At 40.3% G+C, this 22112-nt stretch carries 13 protein-coding genes; 5 read left to right on the plus strand and 8 right to left on the minus strand.

Going from position 1 to position 22112, the window contains the following annotated elements; translation table 11 throughout:
• Positions 1-2 precede the first annotated feature (2 nt).
• From ACEN2H_RS12285 to ACEN2H_RS12295, 3 genes are all read right to left on the minus strand, one after another.
• Positions 3-1298 carry a tetratricopeptide repeat protein gene (locus ACEN2H_RS12285; protein WP_441732788.1) on the minus strand — a complete coding sequence of 432 codons (1296 nt, stop codon included), beginning with the start codon at positions 1296-1298 and terminating at the stop codon, positions 3-5.
• Positions 1299-1382: 84 nt separating this feature from the next.
• The gene (locus ACEN2H_RS12290) at positions 1383-1946 is read right to left on the minus strand and encodes a DUF4331 family protein (protein WP_441732789.1); all 564 of its coding nucleotides are present in this window, start codon (positions 1944-1946) and stop codon (positions 1383-1385) included.
• Between the two features lie 28 nt (positions 1947-1974).
• Positions 1975-2628 carry a DUF4331 family protein gene (locus ACEN2H_RS12295; RefSeq protein WP_441732791.1) on the minus strand — a complete coding sequence of 218 codons (654 nt, stop codon included), beginning with the start codon at positions 2626-2628 and terminating at the stop codon, positions 1975-1977.
• A gap of 229 nt (positions 2629-2857) precedes the next feature.
• Between ACEN2H_RS12295 and ACEN2H_RS12300 the strand changes: the two genes are divergently transcribed.
• The 3 genes from ACEN2H_RS12300 to ACEN2H_RS12310 all read left to right on the plus strand — a co-directional run bounded on the left by ACEN2H_RS12300 (position 2858) and on the right by ACEN2H_RS12310 (position 5303).
• Positions 2858-3388: an RNA polymerase sigma factor gene (locus ACEN2H_RS12300; RefSeq protein WP_441732793.1), complete on the plus strand. Its 531-nt coding sequence runs from the start codon at positions 2858-2860 to the stop codon at positions 3386-3388.
• The gene (locus tag ACEN2H_RS12305) at positions 3388-4179 is read left to right on the plus strand and encodes an anti-sigma factor (RefSeq protein WP_441732795.1); all 792 of its coding nucleotides are present in this window, start codon (positions 3388-3390) and stop codon (positions 4177-4179) included. Before ACEN2H_RS12300 ends, ACEN2H_RS12305 begins: the two co-directional genes overlap by 1 nt.
• A gap of 179 nt (positions 4180-4358) precedes the next feature.
• A complete protein-coding gene (locus ACEN2H_RS12310; RefSeq protein ID WP_441732797.1) occupies positions 4359-5303 on the plus strand; it encodes a tRNA dihydrouridine synthase in 945 nt (314 codons plus the stop codon).
• 614 nt (positions 5304-5917) lie between these two features.
• Here the strand turns inward: ACEN2H_RS12310 and ACEN2H_RS12315 are convergent.
• Both ACEN2H_RS12315 and ACEN2H_RS12320 read right to left on the minus strand, forming a co-directional pair.
• The gene (locus ACEN2H_RS12315) at positions 5918-6577 is read right to left on the minus strand and encodes a hypothetical protein (RefSeq protein ID WP_441732798.1); all 660 of its coding nucleotides are present in this window, start codon (positions 6575-6577) and stop codon (positions 5918-5920) included.
• A 501-nt stretch (positions 6578-7078) separates the two neighbouring features.
• Positions 7079-10519, minus strand: coding sequence for a beta strand repeat-containing protein (locus tag ACEN2H_RS12320; RefSeq protein WP_441732800.1), 3441 nt, complete (start codon positions 10517-10519; stop codon positions 7079-7081).
• A 601-nt stretch (positions 10520-11120) separates the two neighbouring features.
• Between ACEN2H_RS12320 and ACEN2H_RS12325 the strand changes: the two genes are divergently transcribed.
• Positions 11121-11441, plus strand: a complete 321-nt coding sequence (locus ACEN2H_RS12325) for a hypothetical protein (RefSeq protein ID WP_441732802.1) — start codon at positions 11121-11123, stop codon at positions 11439-11441.
• Between the two features lie 2715 nt (positions 11442-14156).
• Entirely contained in the window at positions 14157-14459 is a 303-nt protein-coding gene (locus ACEN2H_RS12330; RefSeq protein WP_441732804.1) for a hypothetical protein, read from the plus strand.
• A 388-nt stretch (positions 14460-14847) separates the two neighbouring features.
• On the opposite strand, the gene ACEN2H_RS12335 is transcribed toward ACEN2H_RS12330, so the two are convergent.
• The 3 genes from ACEN2H_RS12335 to ACEN2H_RS12345 form a co-directional block, all read right to left on the minus strand.
• Positions 14848-18345 carry a LamG-like jellyroll fold domain-containing protein gene (locus tag ACEN2H_RS12335; RefSeq protein ID WP_441732806.1) on the minus strand — a complete coding sequence of 1166 codons (3498 nt, stop codon included), beginning with the start codon at positions 18343-18345 and terminating at the stop codon, positions 14848-14850.
• A gap of 332 nt (positions 18346-18677) precedes the next feature.
• Positions 18678-19109, minus strand: a complete 432-nt coding sequence (locus ACEN2H_RS12340) for a hypothetical protein (RefSeq protein ID WP_441732807.1) — start codon at positions 19107-19109, stop codon at positions 18678-18680.
• Between the two features lie 354 nt (positions 19110-19463).
• Entirely contained in the window at positions 19464-22040 is a 2577-nt protein-coding gene (locus tag ACEN2H_RS12345; protein WP_441732808.1) for a LamG-like jellyroll fold domain-containing protein, read from the minus strand.
• Between the last annotated feature and the right edge of the window lie 72 nt (positions 22041-22112).

A 22112-nucleotide genomic window follows, 5' to 3' on the forward strand; every position in this document is an offset into this window, starting at 1 on the left:
TATTATAATTTATTTATTTTTTTTTCGAAGTTTGGTCCTAATTCATAAATGCTAGAAAGTAAATCTTCTTTAATAGGGGCCACTTTTCCGATTTCATTATTTGCTTTGTAAATCATGGCTAAATGGTATTGTACCGTTGGTTCGAATGATTTTCCAACTACATTAGCTTTGGCGATTTCAAGTGCTTTTTTATGTTGTCCCACATTGAGATATGACCAAGCCAATAGATTATAAGAGTCTGGTGTAGGTCTACGCTCTACTTCGATTTTTGCAATTTCAAGTGCTTTTGCCGCATTTGCTTTTTCATCTGCATATATTAAAGTGTTGTATTTATTATACATCGCACCATAATTATCTGCTTTTAGCATGTTAAAATATATGTTCTTATTTAGATCTGCGTCTATTTTATTACCTTCAAATTGGGCGATTTGGGATTTCATCAAAAATAGATCTGGGGTATTATGGGTAACTTCAATAGCTTCCACAATTCTTTTTGCTTCAGTTGTATTTCTCTCATGAGAAAAAACAATCCATGCGATTCCTTTTAAAGCATAGGAATAATTGGGATCTATTGCTAATGTTTTTAAATAGCTATCATATGATTCTTGTATCATTCCGGCATGACCATAAAAGTCACCAAGATTTGAATAAGACCATATTTTTAGTGTTTTATTATCTTCTTTTTCGGCTATGTCCCTTGCCTTTTCCATGAAAGAGATCGCTGTTTTTAAATCGCCTTTGTGATCGTTCCATTTTGCCAAACGTATCAAATAATCGTACTCTTTCATATCTTTAAACGCATTCAAGTTCTTTAGGGCTTCAGGAAAATTTCCTAATTCCATTTGAACATCAAAAAGTAATTTTTGCGTTTCTTTTCGTCCTTCACCTATAGCAAGTGCTTTGTTTGCTAAAACTAAAGCTTCTTTAAAACGATGTTGCGCAATATAATTTCGCCCCAAAGAGCGAATCGTCGAAACTCTTGAATAGTTATTTGCTTCGTTTGATTGCGTTAACAACTCCTCAGTTTTATATAGGTTCTTTATGTTTCCTGTGTATTCAAAAAGAGTGGCATATTTAGAAGCTATTATACCTAGATAGCTATTTTGGTTAGGCGCAGCATCATATTTTGACTGCCAGAAGTCAATTTCTTTGTTTGCAAAATCTGTTGATTCATTTCCTTGCATATCAAGGTACTTATCGTAATCAGCAATTTTTGTTATCTGGTTTGGTTTATTATCGCAAGCGAAAATAAAAAGGATTGTAAAAACCAGAGCGGGGATTAATTTGTACGGTTTCATAATCTGTATTTTTTATTTGTTTCTTTGTTTAAAAAAAAAAACAGAGTACTTCCTATAGGAAGCACTCTGTTTTTTTGTTGTCTCTTACCAGGCTGCTGCCAAATAAGGAAATGAAGTTGTAAATGCTTTATCGTTTGCATCTACGTTATCTGAAGTAAGTCCAGGGTTAGCTGCACCATCTGAACCTCCAAAGATCAATAGTAACTCCACATCAATCACATCATCAGCCAATGCTCTACCCGTTAAAACATTTGTTCCGTCGAAGAACGTTGTTTTTCCAGTTGTAGACACATTTAAAACATCTGTCGCAAGAACTGTAGTAAATGAAGTCGCATCCAATCCTAGTGCATTAGTAGTATATGCTGAGTTCAAAGCTAATAATCTGGACTCAAAAATAGGTTGGTATTTTGCTCCCATTTGAGATGGGATTGTTGCATTAAAATCGTCTTTAGGCTGTCCTGAAGCAATAAAAACCGTGTTTATTGCTGGTCTCGCCATTTGATCTTGTTGCATAAAGGTTCCAGAGAAGTCGATGCTTTCCATCTCCATTGCCATAGAGTCATTATTGTTATCATCTTTATTACAGCTAACTGTAGCTAGCGCACACACAAGTGCAAATGTTATAATCTTGAATTTATTTGTCTTCATAATTTTGAATTTTTTAGAATAAAATTTATTATTGTTTTTTCTTAGTTTCTGACCACACGTTCAATGTTTCTGCGTTTCCTAGCATTGCTTTTGGAACCTCAACTACCACTGAAAGCACATTAGATCCTGCAAAGGTATCTGTACCTGGATTGTTAAACCCAGAAGCGTTTCCTCCAAGAATTGCTTGAAATTGACCTAAATCAAAAAAGAAAGGATCATCTCTTGGTCCAGCAAAAAACTTCATTCCGTTTTCTGTTGAAGTTACTGGAGTAGCTCCGTACTGAGAAATGGCTACACTTCCAGAAGCTTCAGCTGTATTAATCATACTAGATGTTCCTGTTGCCGAAGGAGCATATGGGCCAAAGAAATACATTTTATCTCCTTTTTTGATTGCTTGAATTACCAAGTCTTCCACATTGTCACCCGTATTGTCGATGTTAATTTCGATCATCACATTCTCATTGAAGGCCGCAGCCGCTGTAGCATTTGGACTTAATAATCCTTGGGTATTAACCGCAAAAACTAAATTAGCCGTCTCTTGTCCTTGAAATGTATACATATCAGTAATGTCTGCTGCAGTACCTGTTACCAATGGAGCGTCAATGTGATCCGCTGCTACTAAAGTTAAGCCTGAAATCGCAATTAGCGATAGACCCAAAATCATTTTTGTCTTCTTCTTCATTTTGTTATTATTTAAAAGTTATACTATCATTTACGGGATTGTCTTCGATGTGGTTTTAAAAAAATTAAAAAAAATTAACATTTTTTTTAAACCTCTTGAATAGAGCGTTTTACACTATTAAAAAAAACAAAATTATTTTGAAACCCATTCTTTATTAAAGGCGTAATGCCAGAAAGCACTGTAATTGTAAATAAGTTTGTCTAGATTTGTGACTGAAAACTAAACAAATATGACCCAAGACGAATTATTAGTATTAATTTACAAGAAAGACGAAAGAGCATTTACACATCTATACGATATGTATTCAAAAAGTCTGTTTTCAGTAATTAACGTTCTAGTAAGAAATAGAGAAGAAGCCGAAGATGTGCTTCAAGATGTATTTGTGAAAATCTGGAAAAATGTAGATTCCTACCATGAAAGTAAAGGGCGTTTTTACACTTGGATATTAAATATTGCTCGCAATACAGCTATCGACAAGCTACGTTCAAAAAACTTTAATAACAGTCAAAAAAACCTTTCCTCAGATAATTTCGTACATCTGTTAGACGACAGTAATAAACTGGTCAATAAGGTGGATACAATAGGAATTCAGGAATTTGTAAAAAGATTGAAACCTAAATGTATCCAGATAATCGATTTATTGTTTTTTAAAGGATATACCCAACAAGAAGCTTCGGACGAGTTGGAAATTCCTTTAGGAACTGTAAAAACACATAATAGAAATTGTATTAATGATTTACGAAATTATTTGAAAGTATAATGGAAAATAAAGAATATATAGAATCAGGTATTTTAGAACTCTACGTTTATGGTTTACTCAGTGAAACCGAAAATGAAGAAGTTACTACTATGGCAAAAAACAACCCGGATATAAATGCCGAAATAATTGCCATCGAAAAAGCGATCGTGTCTTTATCCTCCAGTTTTTCTCCGTTTCATTCGGTAGAAATTTATGAGAAAATTAAAGCCAAACTCGAACTCAATCCCACAACTAAGGTGATAGAAATGGAACCTACAAGAAATTGGGCACAATACGTAGGTTGGGCAGCCGCAATCCTGTTGTTAGTAGGTATCGGTTTCCAATACAATAAACTAGAACAAACAAGCAATCAGGTTGTAAATGCAACTACTGAAAAAATAAAAATAGAGCAAGAGCTGAACCAGCTAGAGCTTAAAAATAAAGCCAGTGAAACCAGTTTAGCGATTGTAAGAGACATCAAAAACACTGTCGTACCTCTTGGCGGCCAAGACGCAGCACCAGAATCTTCGGCTAAGGTGTATTGGAATAAGGAAACGCAAGTAGTTTATATAGATGCTGCTGGATTACCAGAACCTCCAAAAGGAATGGTGTATCAAATTTGGTCTTTAAAATTACAACCTCAACTTACACCTACCAGTATTGGTTTATTGTCAGACTTTACTGCTAATGAGGCCAAAATATTCGCTGTGGATAAAACAGCAGATGCAGAAGCCTTTGCTATAACACTTGAACCCGCTGGCGGAAGTTTAAGTCCTACCATGGAGCAACTATACACCTTAGGAAAAGTATAAATTTACAAACCCAAGTATATCAAAAACAGACTTTCAATGAAGGTCTATTTTTTTTTTATAGCACCACTTATATTTTTGATTAGAAAAACACAGCTACTCAAGATGAGTATGTGAAACATATTTCCTCCAGAAAACCATAACAGCCTAAAGTATATTATATTTGCATTTTTATACATTACATGAGCTACACTTTACTTTCCTCTCCCCTACAAGGATTTACTGATTTCCGTTTTAGAAATGCACAAAACAAGATTTTTGGAGGTATTGATACCTACTATGCGCCTTATATTCGTTTGAACGGAAAAATGGTAATCAAGTCTTCCTATCAAAGAGATTTATTACCCGAGAACAATTCAGAACTAGAAGTGATTCCGCAAATAATTACTAACGATGCCGATGAGTTTTTGTTTGTCTCTAAATATGTTCAAGAATTGGGATATAAGGAATTGAACTGGAATTTGGGTTGTCCATACCCTATGGTAACCAAATGCGGAATGGGTTCAGGGTTAATCAGCAATACTGAAAAAATCAACCAGATCCTGCATAAAGTGCACAATGAATCTGATATTTTAGTTTCGATGAAAATGCGTTTGGGATACGATACTACTGAGGAAATTCTAGATGTTTTTCCCATCTTAGAAAAATACCCAATTAAGAATGTTGCCATTCATGCACGGATAGGGAAACAGTTGTATAAAGGAGGTGTGCACTTAGATGCGTTCCAAGCTTGTGTTGACAATACCAATCTGAAACTATACTACAACGGTGATATTACTACGGTGGCTAAATTCAAGGAAATGCAAGAGCGTTTCCCTACAATTGACCACTGGATGATAGGACGAGGCTTAATAGCCGATCCTTTTTTGCCCAGTATGATTAAAAACAATTCATTTGAATATCCTAAAAACAAAATGGAGCTTTTCAGTGCCTTTCATGATACTTTATATGAAGGATACTCCGAGTCTTTATCAGGATCGACTCACATTTTATTAAAAATGCACCATTTATGGGAGTACTTTTCGGTTATCTTCTCGAACCCGCACAAAGTACATAAAAACATAAAAAAAGCGAAGAGTATCAGGAATTACGAGCAAACGGTGAAAGAAATTATAAAAGCGGGCTGATTTTTATCACTTACTTTTTAAACTTATTTTAGATTCATTTTCCATAAGAGCATCTAAGCCTTTACTCGCAACTAATCTTTTTAATAAACAAATATTGAAAAAAACGGAAACAAAATTGCTGTTTTGTGTTTCCATCTAAAAATATAATTACTAAATATTAACTGTATTAAACCGCTTTGTGTACATTATTTTTTTTCTATTATTAATTCCTTTACCAATACTTCTAGTGCTTCCAATTTTTTATTTTGAGCCTCTATTTGCTTTTGTTGCTCCTGAATCGCTTTTGTTAAAACCGGTATTATAGATGTGTAATTAACCGAAAGTAATTTTTCTGTATCACTGCCCTCTGTTACTACAAAAGGAATTATTCTTTCTAGCTCTTGTGCAATAAATCCATTTTCTGTGATACTAAAATCTGTAGACTTTAAAGAATTCTTTTTTTTGATTGAACAAAAGTTAAATAATTGATGACATTACATTACGAATTTTTCAATGAACAAATCTAAAGGTTGCAAACATTCTGTTTTTAGAAGCTAATTTAAGTTTTTACTCGTTGCAGACGAGCACCTAGGGAGTGGAGTCGTCTTGAATATCTTGCGTTAATTCTCGCTAATTTACAATACTGTAAGAGTATATCTTGCTGTAATTAACAAACCACCTGTTGATCCCCAGGCAGCACTGCCCCAACACCTTACATAAAAACCGTTAGAAAACAAAACGATACGGATATGAGTAGCATCATAAACAATTGGAACTACATCCCATCCACCGGTTCCTCCGCTAGTCCAGCGACCTACTCCTCCTGGTATTGCATTTTTCCAAAATCCAATCTGATCATCTAAACCTACTCCGCCTGTGTAAGCTTTTTGAAAGTCAAATGAAGTATCGATACTATACCCTCCAGGAACCGGAATTAAGTAATCCCCATTACCCTTAGTACCAGATGTTGTAGTATTAATTACAAAAACACATTCCATTTCTTTAGGTCCTATCATTCTCCAGTTTAGTGAAAGACGATCCGTAATAAAAGTTGGATTCGTCGTTGTTGCTGTAATGGAAGGAGTTAATGTATTCCACATTGGAACACCTGAACCGCCTGTGGCATTTAACACATAAGGGGTTGCGGTTGTGCCAGTGCCTGTTACCGTTACGTTTGTGCCTGCTGTTACTTTTGTTTCACTGCCGTCAACTACTATTATTTGTCCATACTTGTTTACCGCTTGCGCTAGTGTGCTAGAAGGTATAACTGCAGAAAAACTAAGAATTATTATCAAAAAGAATTTTTTATATTAAAAATTTATTAACTATTAAATTAACTAACAACTCTTACATTTAATAAGGCGAGAGATTTATAAAAACTATTGCTGGCCAAATGTATAGATTATAATTTGATAAACGTCCTATCTATACAAAGGCACGATTAATTGGATAAATAGTGCGTATGTAATAACCAAAAGATGCATATGTTTATACACAAAAGATGCATCTTTTTAATTGTTAAAGCTGACCCTAGAGAAATCTGGTATGGATCACTTATTTATTGCAGTAGGATAGATCCCATAATCACCGCTAGTGCAAGCTTCACGCTCGTGCCAAAAATCCTGTATTTTAGTCCCTCAACCAGCATGTATTAGCAGGTAGTCTTATTTGTTTGTACAACAATAACTTTCGTTGCTTTGTTTCAAAATTGCCCGATCATCCCTTAAATTCCGCTCAACCCACACGTCATTATCTTAAAGGATAGTCCGCCATTGGCTGCATGTCTTATTTATCATTTAATTTGATTTTGTACTTTTAATCTCTCCATATCTGGTGACACCAGTACTTCCTCCTTTTTTACCATTTGAATCTATATAATTTGGATTGGTATGGGAAGTTCCTCCATTTATTAACAATACTTCCTCACTACCTACCGTCAACAAAGCGGTAACACTTCCACTCGAAAAATTGCCATCTGCTGCTTGGTTCGCTGTAATGGTACTTGTACCTGCACTGAGAATCGTTACTATGGATCCGCTAATGGTGGCTACGGCAGGATTACTGCTGGTATAAGTAAAAGCACCGGTACTATTAGATGTTGGTGTTCCAATAGTGAAAGTAACATCATGATACATTTTATTTACAGCGTTAAAATTAGAAATTATTGAAGCTTGGATATCGTCGGCACGATATAGTGCATAGCTAGTATTATTAGCTAGTACCGGACTAAACGTAACGGTAGTTTCATCTACGCTAACACGTTTATTACCAACACCACCCACCAAAGTGGTAAGTCCTGTACTATTGCTATCGCGACCACTAAATAGCTTTGCCCGGCCACCAGTACCGTAAGTAACTGTCGGTGTACCACTCACGATAATATCTCCTCCGGTGGCGGTACCAATAGCAGCAGTTTTACCTGCATTTAGGATGATTGCATCAGCAGTAGTATCATCAGTCGCAAGATTTTCAGAAAGGGTAATATTGCCTTCCAACGTTTCAATTTTGATAGGCCCTGTGGACGTGATTCCTGTCGGATTCACCGTTCCGATTTCCAAACCACCCGCAGCATCTACAAAAGAAATACTTCCGATTTTTGCAGCTGAACTACCCGCCGCGATGGTAGCAATATTGTTAGCGGTATTTTCTAAGGTAAATGTACCTGCACCGTTTAGGGCTAGACCGTTGGCGGTGATGGCAGCAGTTTGAGTGGCAGCGGTACTTGCTGTTAGATTGATATTTGAATTGGTAGCGGTAAGCGCAGCGTTTAATGCGATGGTGCCTCCATAAGCTGTAATTGGTCCGGCAATTGTTGTATTATTTTCAAAAGAAATATCGGACGTATTAGTCTCTTTTCCAATAGTTAAACCAGCACTACTAACATTCAAATTAGATATCGGATAGGTCACTGCAGCATTGAAACTGTTGCTTTGTGGAATGTAATTAAATAAACCTCCAGCAGTAACAGCTCTTGGAGAAGATAGCCCTCCAATAGCATTGTCAGAATAAAAATATATTGCTCCATTATTGCTTGCTGTTACAGCAGCATTTAGAGTAAGCGTACCACTATATAAAGTAATAGGTCCTTGAGCTGCAGTTGCATTAGTCACCGTAAGATTAGCACTATTGCCTAATTTTCCAATAGTCAATCCACCAATGGTACTAGATACATTAAACCCTGATATTGGATAGCTCACCGCATTGGTGAAGCTGGCCGAAGACGGCTGGATCACCAAGGTGCCCGCCCCGCTATAGCTTATGCTGCTGGTGGTCGGCACATCCTGCTCTAAGATCAGGCTACCGGCGTTGATGGTCGTCGCTCCGGTGTAGGTATTCAGATTGTTCATAGTCAAATCGTCTGACCCTGATTTGGTCACTGAACCCGAACCGCTGATCACGCCGGGATAGGAGGAGCTTCCGGTCCGGTTGAAGGTCAGCGCACCATAGTTCACGATATTGCCAGTCATGGAGCCCGCGGAAGCACCCGCGCCGATATTCAGCGTTTTATCCTTATCTATGGTGGTGGTACCGGTATGCGTATTGGTGCCTGTCATAGTCACGGCCGCGCCCACCTGCAATACATCTTCTGTACCGCTCATATCTCCAACTATGGTCAGCGGGGTGGTGCGGTTGAGGATGACCAGTCCGTTGTTGACGATGGCTCCGGGGAAACTGGAACTTGCGTCGGTAATTTCTTGGGTACCTTTGGAGGTGTAGCTACTGATATTAGTAGCATTCGACACACTTGTCACTGTATTACTTAATACTGTGTTACCGCTATAGCTAAGGTTTCCTGTAAAATTAACCTTGCCCGACATATAGACTTCAGAAATACCATACCCAGCGCTTGCGGCAGAAGTTGCTAATCCCATAGCGCTTCCGCCAACTGAAATATCTGTTCCTAATACATTTCCACTTCTATACCCTGCACCAGATCCCAAGATGGTCGTGTTTACTTGAATCATAACGTTTAAACCAGATTGCGTTAATTTCACAAAAACACATTTGGTATAAAACGTCGGACTAACACCATTGTACACTTGCAGTTGTAAAGTACCAGTGTTCGCAGAAGCAGTATAAGATTTTTGATATGCTCCGCAAGCTGCAGAACCACCTCCTATGGCGGCTCCCCCCATTAAACCTCCAGTAATACGAGTTAATGCTTCAAGAACAGTTGTGTTAGTTGCAAACAATGTTGGGGTTCCAGTTAACCAAGTATTTAGATATCTTCCAGACATTCCCTTGATCTCAACACCTCCATCACCTGAGATTGGTGCCGCAAAAAGTACATTTTCATTTGGCGCTAGAATAAGTTTGGCGCCCGAGGCCACATTCACACTTGAGGTTGAAGCAATTGCACCGCTAGAAGCTTGGCTCACCGATCCGCCAGAGCCAATCTGAAGATTACCAACAGTAATTACCGTTGGACCCGAATAGGTATGATCCTTAGTCAAGGTTAACATACCAGCACCCAATTTGGTAAATGCACTACCTGAGCCATTAAGGATGCCATCATACGAAGAGGTGGATGACACATTGATCGTGGCATTGCGCCCGGCAGCTAACGCCAGATTTCCTGTTCCGGAAATCGAGGTGCCGTTGATCGATATGTTTCCATTAGTAGCGCTGGTCGTGGTCAGACTGGTATTCATTGCGATAGCGCCCCCGTATAAATTAAAGGCCCCCGCGGATGTTGTGGCGGTACTGAAGGTGACGTTTGAACTGTTCGTGAATTCGACGGGTATTCCATTACTCAGCATGCCATTATAATAACCGATGGTCAGACTTGTTATGCTGTTCAAGTCACCAATACCCAGCCAGTCGAAGTCGCCCGTTTGAAGATTATAATCGTCTGCGGTACTACCCACGTATGCTGTGACAGACGGGTTCCAGTTGAATGTACTCCGGAAACTGCCATCGTGCGGCACCAGCGTAAATGTTCCGCCCGTTTGGTTGAAATACATCGCAGCACCGGCACTACCAGATACCATATCGGTGATCAATACGATGTCCCCTGATCCTACGGAAACAATATCGCCGCTTCCGTCATTGCCAATGCCTGCGATGCCTCCGGATCCCACCCCTGCCCAAGCCAGAAAATCACCGCCGTTCGTAGTAATATTACCATAGATGTCCATGGCATTGCCGTTGAATCCGCTCGCCCCTATCGATGGTCCGTCACCTACTGTAAGACCGTTCCAGGTGTAACTTCCACCATTGGAACCGGAGCCTCCCAACCATACATGTCCGCCATTGGTGGAGATCGTACCCTGTTGAGAAACGCCGCCATCATCGTTGTCGTCGTCAAAATCCGACCAGAAGATCACATTCAGCAGACCGGAGCCACTGGTGGTGATGGAACCTTGGTTCAAAACACGGCCATGCCCCTGCAGCGTCAGAGTCCCCGTGCCTCCTGACTTGGTGATCGTTTTTCCAGACTGTAACCAAATGGATGGGTTGGTCCCGGCAATACCCTTGAGGAGGATATCGCCCGTTGCAGAGCTGGTCAGGTTGTTGTTCACATTCACATATCCACCATAGATCGAAATGGGACCGCCTATAGAGATGTTTGTGTTTACTTCGACATTCGCCGTATTCCAGGGCTTACCGATGGTCAACCCGTTGATCCCATTCGTATCTTGGTCTATGGAAAACCAGGTCGTGTACATTATCTGACCAAATGACGCGTCACTGGATTCAAAGGTAAAGCTACCGGTGCCATTGATATAGGGCATCTGGCCACTGCCGATATTGAAGGCAACCGTCTCCCCACGAATGATCGTGTTGCCCGCAGCCGGATTTAGGGTCAGAAAATCCAGATCCAATACACCACTTCCATTGGCATCCTTATCGGCATGGATCACGATGTTCCCACCCGCACTGCTGATGGCACTGCGCGTTGTGGTACTGGTAGAGAAATCGGCATTGGTATTGATTGTAATATCTGAAGCTGTACTGGTCGAAATATTGATTCCACCCCCAAGTGCAAATCCATTGGCATTGAAAGTAGCGGTTCCGCCCAGCGAAACAGCGGCGTTCACCGTAATGGTCTTAACACCGTTGGAATTAATGACAAAAGCATTGGCCGCACTGCTGCTGATGGCAGAACTGATTGTAACATTCCCCGCCTCGATGGTCAGCGGGCCGCTGTTCAGATAATCTTGGATCACGGATGCGTTCACATTGACAGTGGCATTCGTTGTGGTCAGGGTGCCGTTATCGAACGACCAGGTAGAGTTGATCGCATCTCCACCGGAGGCGACGATTGTAAGATCTCCGTTGCCCGTATTGGTCCGATAGATGGCATGGATCGTGCTCCCGGCCAACAAAGGACTGAACGTGGTAGTGGTTTCATCATATCTGTAACGGACATTTCCGGAACCGCCAGCCAAGGTAGTCAGTCCGGTACTATTCGTTTCCAGGCCGCTGAACAGCCTGCCGATGCCATTAGTGCCAACAGTGACTGTGGGTGTGCCGGACACCAGAATATTTCCTCCGGAACTGGTTCCGATTGCGGAACTCTTGCCGGCATTGATGGTCAGGGCTGTGGACGTCGTGGCACTCGATGACACCGACTCCGTCAGATTGATGTCCCCGGTGAGGGTTTCTACCGACAGGGCACCAGTAGTGTAAATCCCGATGGTGCTGCCAACGGTCCCGATGGTCAGTCCTCCACTGGCATCTGTATAACTAAGGGAACCGAGGCGGGATCCGGAAGTGCCTCCGACGATGGTGGCGACATTATTACCGGTATTGCTCAATGTGAAGGTACCGGCGCCCGACAACAACAGACTGCCGGCTGAGATGGCTGCGGCCTGTGTAAGTGCCGTGGCAGCGCCAAGTGTCAGCGTTGAATTGGTAGCGGTCACCGCTCCTGTCAGCGCCAGGGTTCCTCCGTAGATAGACACTGGTCCCGCAACGGTCTGTGCCGTGCCAATGGTGATATTCCCTGTATTGCCTGGTTTCCCGATGGTAAGGCTAGACGCGCTCGACGCCAAAGTATAATTAGCATTGTACGGGAAGGTCTGAGCCGCCGCAAAACTGGTGGACACCGGCTCGTAGGTTACGCCCCCGGTGGTTTTCGTTATGATACCATTTGACCCTGCGCCCACGAAACTGGAATAGGAAAATGTAATATTACCTGAAGCTGTCCAGCTTGCGCTGAGGGGTGATCCTGCATAAATATCGCCCCAGCTTGAGGTCCCCATACCCCCAGCACTTGTTGTACCTCTGTCACCTGTTATTTGAATGTTACCTGCTTTTGAAATGATTTGAATATTCCTAGCATTGTCACCTGAAGTATAAGCTGATCTATAAAAATTTAAGGCATAGGTACCGTTGCTTTGGGAGTTTGTTAATATTCCTTCAACATTGATATTTCCGTTTTCTGTCTCAATGGTTGATGGATTCGTTATAAATGTGATTCCTCCAAACCATATACCAGAAGTTAAGCCACCAAAAGCATCCCCATAAATTCCAATATTTCCAACTCCCGTGGTACTAATATTTGCTTGTAGTCGGATTCCATCATCATAACTGGTAGAACATCTGCCGTAAATATTGATGTTTCCCCCTGCTGCGGTTAGTGTCGCGTTGTTTATTAATATGCCAGGAGAACCACCCACTCTGGCAGAAGCTGCATACAATCCTGTTCCTTTTGTTCCATCGAAATTTCCACCCAAAGTGATGTTACCTCCGGTGGACAAGAGGCTGGAGCCGCTGTTCAGGGTAATCGCGCCAGTAGTTGAATTGGGAAGGACAACTGCTGTCCCTCCAGAATTCGCCCGGAAGCTAATATCCCCGTTATTCGTCTCAATGGTATGGCTGGCAGCCAGATCGATGTATCCGGTTGCCTGCAGCAGGATGTCCGCCCCGCTTAGTGTGGAAGTGATGTTTTGCTGGGCAAGGATGATTCCTCCATTGATGGTGATCGGACCGGCAATGCTGATCGCGGCGCCCAGCGTGATGGTGGCGGTATTGGCCGAAGTGTAGGGACTATCGCCAGAAACTCCTGTTCCCAAATAGGTTCCAATCACCAGCGCAGGGAGTGATGTCATGTTTTGAATGATCAGGCCATCCATTCCTCCGGAACCCGTGAAGGTGCCGCTCGTGGTTGTTCCGGCATACGAAAGACCTACATCGAAACTGGAACCGCTGGCCGGAGCAAGGGAAAGCGTTCCCGTGGTGCTTATGCTGATATCGGGACTGCCGTTCACAAAATCATTGTAGCGGGTCATCAAAGTGATATCACCCGATCCAGAACTGATAGTACGATTGGTGCTAAGCGCTGTAATGTCCCCGTAACCTGCACCTCTGGCTGCCGACCCCACAAAGGCCCACAGTAAAATATCTCCTCCATTAGTGGAAATATTTCCGGTAACATCTATTCCATTATAATCTGCATTTCCAGGAACACCAGTGCTTCCTACACTAAAGCCGTTCCATACACGCGTTTTGGCACCAGCGCTTATCCAAAGATGTCCGCCATTAGTGGTAATGTTTCCAGTACTGACGTTGTAAAGACCCGCCGTACCCTCATCCATTTCATTGATGATGACTACATCTAGTCTAGCTGTACCACTGGCCAGAATGCTACCCACACTGGTGGAATTGTTGATACGGCCATTGCCTTGCATGGTAAGTAAACCAGTACCCGCAGTCTTTTCAATGGTTTTACCCGTTGCCAATCGTATGCTCCAAACATCGCCAATTCCTTGAAAGAACAAATCGCCCGTGGCTGTACTTGTAATGTTTCCATTCAACTGTACATTGCCACCCATGATCGCTATTCCACCAGCAAGAGAGATATCATCACTAATGGTAATTGCTCCGGCATTGGTCATGCTACCAATTGTTAAGCCATAACCTACAGTAGTGGCATTAATCGCTTCGCTGACCGTAACCGCAAAATTGGTGGAGTTACCCACTACCGATAGATTTCCGTTTGCCAGTGCATTTTCGATTACAGAAGCATCTACACTTGCTGTACCAGTTACTGTAAGTGTAGATGCTTCTGTAATACTCCAGTTGGTTCCAGATGTCCCAGTGTTTCCACCATTAACAATGGTAAGGGTTTGCGCATTAACCATGCTGCTAAACACCAATAATATGGCAACTAAAAAATTATTGTATGTCGTTAATTTCATAAGATTTTATTTTAAAATTTTAAAAAAATAAAAGTGATTTTGTTTTAATTTTTAAATCTATCCCTACACTATTTGGCTGTTGGGTATAATTCAATTTATATCTCGTTACTAATTGCGTATTTTATTAATTACTCATAACTACTACCATTTATTATAATTAAACTTGAATCTAGCTTTTTAAATTAACCCCTTCATTAATTTACATATAAAACCATCATTTAAACCTTTGGCGATAATTATTAAAAAACTCCGTTTGTGCACTTTTAATACAATAAGACGAAACAAAAAAGGTCTCGAGACACTTTTAAATAACAGTCACTATTCTTAACAAGCAAAGGCCACAGCTAGTTTTAAAATGGTAAACCTGACTGCGACAATTTGGAAATTAAAACAGCTAATTCTTAAATATTTAGTTGAAACTAATAGCCAAAATCGCCTTTGGTTGAATTGTATAAATTTAAAATTTCTGAATCAGTGAGCGCTTTGTTATACGCTTTAAAAGTAGCGATACCCCCTTGCCAAGGAGCGTACAAATTGCTTGAGTTACCTATAGTTAAATTAGTATTTGAGCTGTGTTTATAGACTGCTGATCCTATCAAAACACCATCGTAATATAATTTAGTAGTATTTGCTATAGCATCATTTACCACAATATAATTATGCCAATTGGTACCATGCGTCGAATAATTGCCGCTGCTGAATGGATTGCCAGGTCCATCCTGTGTATTCCAATAATTATAGCAAGCTCTAAAAAATAATGAAGGGCCAATTTGAGGATTGGCAAAAGTAGTACCCGAATGAAATAGTACCATATAGGGAGTAGAACAAGTAACCGATGATTTTGCCCATACAAAATAAGTCATAGACGGATTTTTTGGGAGGTCAATAGCTACATAACTTGCAGAGAAATTAAAATATTTGATACCACCTGCGGTAGTATAAGTTACCCCAGCAGGCAATGTTCCATCACGATTATTTCCACTGACATCCTTCCAAGTAGTGCCAGTACCCGAATAACTTGCGATATTACTTGCATCTAAATTAAGAACTAAGCCAGTTTCCGCATTTGATGGCTCGGGCGTCTTAGCATTTACTATTGCCCCATTGGCACTTAAACCAAAATCCCCGCCTATTTGCCCATACTGATTTACATAATTTAAATTAGTACTAGAAATACCGCCCCCTACAGTTAAAACAGAAACGCTTGTAACTGTTAACGTCGCTGTAATACTTGCACTATTATAGCTTGCATTTGCTGCTTGATTTGCTGTTATAGTACTTGTCCCTGCACTAAGAATCGTTACTGTGGTTCCGCTAATCGTGGCTACAGCAGGAGTGCTGCTGGTATAACTAAAAGCGCCGGTACTATTAGAAGTAGGTGCTACGATACTGTATGAACCATCATGGTACATTTTATTTACGTTATTAAAATTAGAAATTGTTGCCGCTATCCCGGTAGCTATAGTTAATGCAGTTGTGCTATTGCCACAACCGTTCGTTCCCGTAATGGTATAGATTGTACTTGCTCTGGTCACTGTTGGTGTACCACTTATCGTTCCATTGCTTCCCAAAATTAAACCTGTAGGCAAAGCTGGAGCTACCGAATAGCCTCCAGTAATTACTGCACCTCCAGAATTGCTTATTACTATAGGTGTAATCGCTGAATTCGATGCAAAATATTGCGTTCCCGATACTGAATTACTCAAAATAGGAGCTTGATTAGCAACGGTAACCGTTACGGTACTTGCAACAGCACATGCATTCGAGGTATCAATTACCGAATACGTAGTTGTAACAGTTGGAGTTGCAATAACTGAAGCCGTATTTGTAGCATTTAATCCTGTACTTGGTGACCATAAGTAGGTAGATCCTCCGCTTGCCGTTAATGTTATTGGAGTTCCTTGACAAGTAATTGGGTCTGAACAGTTAGTGTTCTCCGCTCCAAATGCAATATTTGCATAGGATTCATCTTTGTCATAAGTCATTGTAATTGTGCTATGTAATCCAGGAAAACTTATAATAGTATATCCTTCTGTACCCGTCATTGTAGTAGAAGTTGGATAAGTCATAGCTGCTCCTGCCCAAATAACACTATAGGGAACAGATGTTGTTATGCCAACGGTAATACTGGGACTACCAATGCTTGAAAAAGCAACTTGCGGATTGTTTATAGGTTTCGCAAAATTAATAGTAAAGGTTCCTGATTTTTCATTCGATATTGTGGTACCATTAGGGACGTTGTACTGAGATGGGAAATTAGCATGACCAAACATAGCAGATGTAGTGCCCAAACCCGGATTAGATTGGGTTACCGTTACACCAACACCATTCATTGTACCCGTTGCCGTTGTAGTGGTAACATTGCTCCAAGTTACCCAGTCTAAACCATTAGCAGCGCACAATGAATTCGTTATCGTTAAGGGCGGAGGAATTGCTATACAGGAAATCGTATAAGCAGCTGTATAAACAATAGTAGAACAGCTTGTTATTGCTGCTCTGAAATAATAGGTTCCTGCTGAGGTCAACTGATAGGATAGGGCTGTTGTAGTATTTGCAATATCGGTAATCCCACTTGCAAAAGTACTACTGGTTGAAACCTGCCACTTGCTTACCGTACCGCTATATCCATTCAGGATAAAATTGACATTAGCATTCGCACAAATAGAATTATTATCAGCAACAATATTTCCTGCAATGGCTTTGCTTACATAAATCCGTGTAGAGGAAGTAGTCAATCCAGTACAACTTGGAGTATTGACAACTGCCCTGTAATAGGTATTTTGGGTGATATTAGAGACTGTAAGTGTCGTTGATGCATTTGGAATATCAGTCCCTGCCGTTAAAAAGTCATCATAAGAATATTGCCATTTTACTACAGTTCCTCCAGCTTCTAATCCTGTAAGAGTTAAAGCAGTCGTGTTTGTACCAGAACAAACGGTGGTATTTCCTCCTGTAATAGTTCCTGATGGCGCAGCAGCTAGGTATAAATTGCGCGTAAAAACAACATTTGAACTAGTATTATCCGTAGACATTCCTCCGTATTCTACAATATATGGCTTTGTTGATGTTGCGGGTAAATCATTCCATTTACCTTCACTTAACAAATAAAATTGCCCGTAATGCTCACTGGAACCATCATCATTTGGCTCATTAGTATTCCAATAGGCAAATTGGTCTGACTGAGTCACCGGACTTCCATTTCCTACCGAAAATAGAGTCCCTTTTTCAGGACCTGTTACCCAATACCAGTTTCCCTCTGATGCAGCTTGATTTGCATAAGTAGTGGTTCCCGTAGCCGCATTAATATAGTTAAAATCATCCGAAGCACCCATCCAAGAATCTGATGCCATGATCTTCCATAAAAAATTAGTTTCGGACAATGAGGTCATCGTAGCCAAATAACCTGCACGACCAAAATAAGATTTGGTGGCTGCATTAGCAAATGCAGTTGCCCAATTAACAGCTCCTGGAACATTTTCATAAAAGTGGCCATTCATATTGTTGTAATATGTATTTCCCACAACAAAACTCACCTGTCTTTGCTCTTGAAAACAAGTAGCAGAAACAGTCTGAATTGTAACCGTACGCAACAATGTTTGCCAATTTGCGGCGGTAGTCGTTCCTGAAAAAACTAAACTTCTAGTGGTAGCATCAAAAGCCGCAGCAGTTATGCCAGAAGGCAAAGTGCCTGTATAAGCTAAGACATCGCCCGCAGTATAACTTCCGGTAATGGTAACTGTAAAATCCGTTAAATTGCCATCCGCACTAACCGTCAGCGCTGGATCTACTGCAGTTTGCACAGCATTAGTTATCGTCAGTGTGCTGCTTGTACCTGCCACATTTACTGTAGTCGCTTGTGAAAGTGCCCTGCTTGCAAAGCACAGCATCATTATTAAAACATATTTTGTATAACTCATCCTCATTCAAAAATTTAAAATATTTTAATGTTTAATTTTTTTTAAACTTAACTGCTTTTTGACAAACGGGTTTGTCTATGACTATTCATTTGCATAATTCAAATTTGCAAGCCTAATAAAAAAACAAATCTTATTATTTCATTCGAAATTACTTTTATTATAATTATACTTAAATCCAACTTTTTAAAGTAACGTCCTTTATTACTTTACATGTAAAACCATCATTTAACTCGATGGGTGTAATTTATAAAAAGCTCCGTTCGTGCACTTTTATTACCGTAAAACGGAATAAAAAAGGTCTCGAGACACTTTTAAATAACAGTCACTATTCTTTAAAATGATCTCACTGGACGAACTTGCATTGGCCTGCCAGCATCTAAATCGTCGAAAGTAGTACCAGACCATGCTGTTGCCCTCCCCAAATTAACTGGATCAGTAGAAGTCCAATATTCTAATGCAAAATTAAAATTTCCAATTTTAACTCGATTAGTGTACAATTGTTGGAACTCATCCCTACTTGGCAAATACCACCCGCTAGCATATCCCGCTACACTGTATGCTTTAGCTACGCTTGCCGCATACGTACCCGCTCCCAGTGCGCTAATAATGAAATTTGTATTAGCACTTCCCGTACCTATTGCCGTGCCCTGTGCAGTTGTAGATATATTACTAGCATTTTTCCAAGTATAAGGACCAATATCTACAGTAGCAGCTATTAAACCGTGTTGCACATTGGGATCATATCCGGCATCGCCAGAAACCAAAATATAGGCTATGATACCACCCTGATAGGCATCTCCAACTTTAAATGATGGCGTCTTTGCATTTAAAATTCCTCCATTAGCACTTAAGCCAAAATTTCCTCCTATTTGCCCGTATTGATTTACATAATTTAAATTAGTATCAGAAATACCGCCCCCTTTAGTTAAAACAGAAACACTGTTAACAGTTAATGTCGCTGTAACACTAGCAGTGTTATAATTACCATTTGCTACTTGACTCGCTGTAATAGTACTTGTACCTGCACTAAGAATCGTTACTGTGGTTCCGCTAATCGTGGCTACAGCAGGAGTGCTGCTGCTAAAACTAAAAGCGCCGGTGCTATTAGAAATGGGTGCTCAAATGGTGAAAGTACCATCATGGTACATTTTATTCATATTGTTGAAATTAGAAATTGTTGGTGGTATTAATGTTACAGTGATTGTAACTGTGGTCGTTTGACTACAAGAAGTATAGCTAACTGTAGTTGTACCAGCGGCAACTGAAGTAACCAAACCTGAACTGCTAACTGTTGCAGTACTTGTATTGGAGCTTGTCCAAGAACCCCCTAAAATTACATGACTAAGCTGAGAGTTTGTCCCTAATGAAATTGAAGAAGTTCCCGTAATTTGAGCAAAATAGCCCGGTACATAATTACTGGTTGTACCCGTTAATGCAAAATTATTTAAGGTACCGTTATTTGCTGAAGTCGTTATATCATTTAAGGTGGTGAGCCCTGCATTAGATCCATTTTGAATCCCTTGATCAAAAGAATAGTAATCCACTAATCCTGTCTCTGTGCCAGATAAAAACTGATTCATATTTGTTGCTATTTCTGATGCCGTTCGTGCAACGCTCCAGAAGCGGATCTCGTCCATTTTACCCGCAAAAAAATTATCTATGTACCCAAACTGATAAGGTCCTGTAATATTAATAGAGTTAGGAGCTGCAGTACTAAAGGAAAATTGTCCGTTAATATAGACGTAAAATAAATTGGCTTGCTTTACAAGAGCTATATGACTCCATACATTTTGAAGAATTTCTGCAGCAGGAGATAATAAAGCATATCGTGTTAATGTGTTGTCCTCGTAGGAATCGATATGTATTCCTCCTGATTTTAAATAAAAAGAAGGGTTTCTTGTATTCGCAGTGCCTCCTGTTTGATTCCCAAAAACAGCATGATAGGCGCCATCAAAATTTGAATTATCTGGTTTAATCCAAGCTTCAATGGTAAAATCGGTTGCTCCATCAGGAATAGAATTACTGGTTAATGACACATAATCATTTGCTCCATCAAAATACAAAGCATTATTAAAAGAAACTACAACCTGAGTTCTGGCGCTGGAACATCCTAAAGCGCTAGTAGCTTGGGCATAATAATTACCAGCAGCTAATGTCGTCGCAGCTGACAGCGCACTTCCTCCGCTTGCGGTTGCAAACCATGCTAAAGTTTCTCCAGCTGCAACAGTAGCTTGTAAACTGCCTACAGTATCGCTAGGGCAAAACCGTTGAATAGCCGTTGCTGTTGGGGCAGCTGGAAGAGGGTTTACAGTCACCAATTGTGAAACACAAGTAGTATTTACATTAAAGCCTTTTCTATTGACAAAATAGGTTGTTGTAGCACTAGGTGTAACCGTAATAGAGGAACCTGTCCCAACAACAGCTGCAGCACTCAATTCTATAAAATCAAGATCTAAAGTAGCAGCAGATGCTGTTGCATAATCATATCGAATTCCCGTAATAGCACCGCCTGAAGCCCAAAGTGGATTAGCAGACATATCAACGGAGACGGTATGCCATTGATTATCAGAAATTAATGTTTTATCTACATATTTAGAACCGTCAGGTATTGCATCCGCAACGTTTAAAAAAAAGAATTGTGCTGAACCAGCTGTACCCGAAACAACACGATAGCGAAAATTAATATATTTATAAACAGTAGGATCATAAGATCCTCGATTAAACATATCAATTTGCGGATCTATACCCGTGCTGGTTACATTTAATATCCCATTTAAATTTGAATTTATAGTGGTTTGCAATGTGCTGGTAGGCTGCGTATCCCATCCCTCGTGAAAAGCATCTCCCCCACACGCCCCTTCATACCAAGAATCAACACCTTCTGAGCTTAGATTACCACCACTTGAAGTTAAGGTTGTACTCTCACCAGAACAAATAGTAGTCGTCCCTGAAATTGAAGTAGGAGCGGATGTAGGTTGTGCAAAAATTGAAATCTCATCAATACTTCCTGACCTTATAAAGACATCAAATCGATCAAATGCTGGGGCAAATCCGTTAGCAGTAGCCGATGGACTAACCGGATTGCTGTAATCAAAAGTGGACAGATTGGGATTGACCCACATCTCTGTTTTATTCAAATTATAATCAATACGTACAACCACCAAATTTTGCGTCGCTAAAGCTCCTGAACTATCCCACTGAGTTCCTGCAACATCTATAATTGCCATTTTACTGCCAGAATTAGCACCTATAGACCCTGTAAAAGCCCCTCCATTTGAAAATCGAACTCCCGGAGTGCCAAAACCTCCAGTTGCTTCAAAAACAGAAATGAATTGGAAGTAAACTACTCCCTTATCTTGCATTGGAAATGACCTCCCTAATGCTGTAATTTCATTACAGGTACCAGAACAACTACTATTAAATTCAGCTTTTAAACCTGAAGTTGTTAAACCTGAATATGAAAATCCTGTAGTTCCCGTTTTTAAAACTCTATCCATGTAAGATTTACTCCATGCCCCCGACCAACCAGATCCTCCATTAGCCGCAAGCAAGGATGAACCACTCGTGTAGTTAAACCCTTCATAAGCCACAAGATTAAAACCCGCAGGAGTTTGCGCCGTTGCAGGCCCTAGCATTGACAAGAAAATAAAACTAAAAAGAATTGTTTTTTTGATGTTGAATGAAAATAGATTCATAAATAGCTTTTTCTAAAGTGTTATTATTCAATTTTGTTAATCATTAGCTTCTGAAATAGATTTAAAAATTTT

It is taken from the genome of Flavobacterium sp. W22_SRS_FP1 (assembly GCF_052113685.1).
In the GTDB taxonomy this organism is placed as follows: domain Bacteria; phylum Bacteroidota; class Bacteroidia; order Flavobacteriales; family Flavobacteriaceae; genus Flavobacterium.

Excerpts from the sequence above, each read along its gene's own strand:
- ACEN2H_RS12285 (WP_441732788.1), bottom strand. The coding sequence starts at position 1,298 with ATGAAACCGTACAAATTAATCCCCGCTCTGGTTTTTACAATCCTTTTT.
- ACEN2H_RS12290 (WP_441732789.1), bottom strand. The coding sequence starts at position 1,946 with ATGAAGACAAATAAATTCAAGATTATAACATTTGCACTTGTGTGTGCG.
- ACEN2H_RS12295 (WP_441732791.1), bottom strand. The coding sequence starts at position 2,628 with ATGAAGAAGAAGACAAAAATGATTTTGGGTCTATCGCTAATTGCGATT.
- ACEN2H_RS12300 (WP_441732793.1), top strand. The coding sequence starts at position 2,858 with ATGACCCAAGACGAATTATTAGTATTAATTTACAAGAAAGACGAAAGA.
- ACEN2H_RS12305 (WP_441732795.1), top strand. The coding sequence starts at position 3,388 with ATGGAAAATAAAGAATATATAGAATCAGGTATTTTAGAACTCTACGTT.
- ACEN2H_RS12310 (WP_441732797.1), top strand. The coding sequence starts at position 4,359 with ATGAGCTACACTTTACTTTCCTCTCCCCTACAAGGATTTACTGATTTC.
- ACEN2H_RS12335 (WP_441732806.1), bottom strand. The coding sequence starts at position 18,345 with ATGAGTTATACAAAATATGTTTTAATAATGATGCTGTGCTTTGCAAGC.
- ACEN2H_RS12345 (WP_441732808.1), bottom strand. The coding sequence starts at position 22,040 with ATGAATCTATTTTCATTCAACATCAAAAAAACAATTCTTTTTAGTTTT.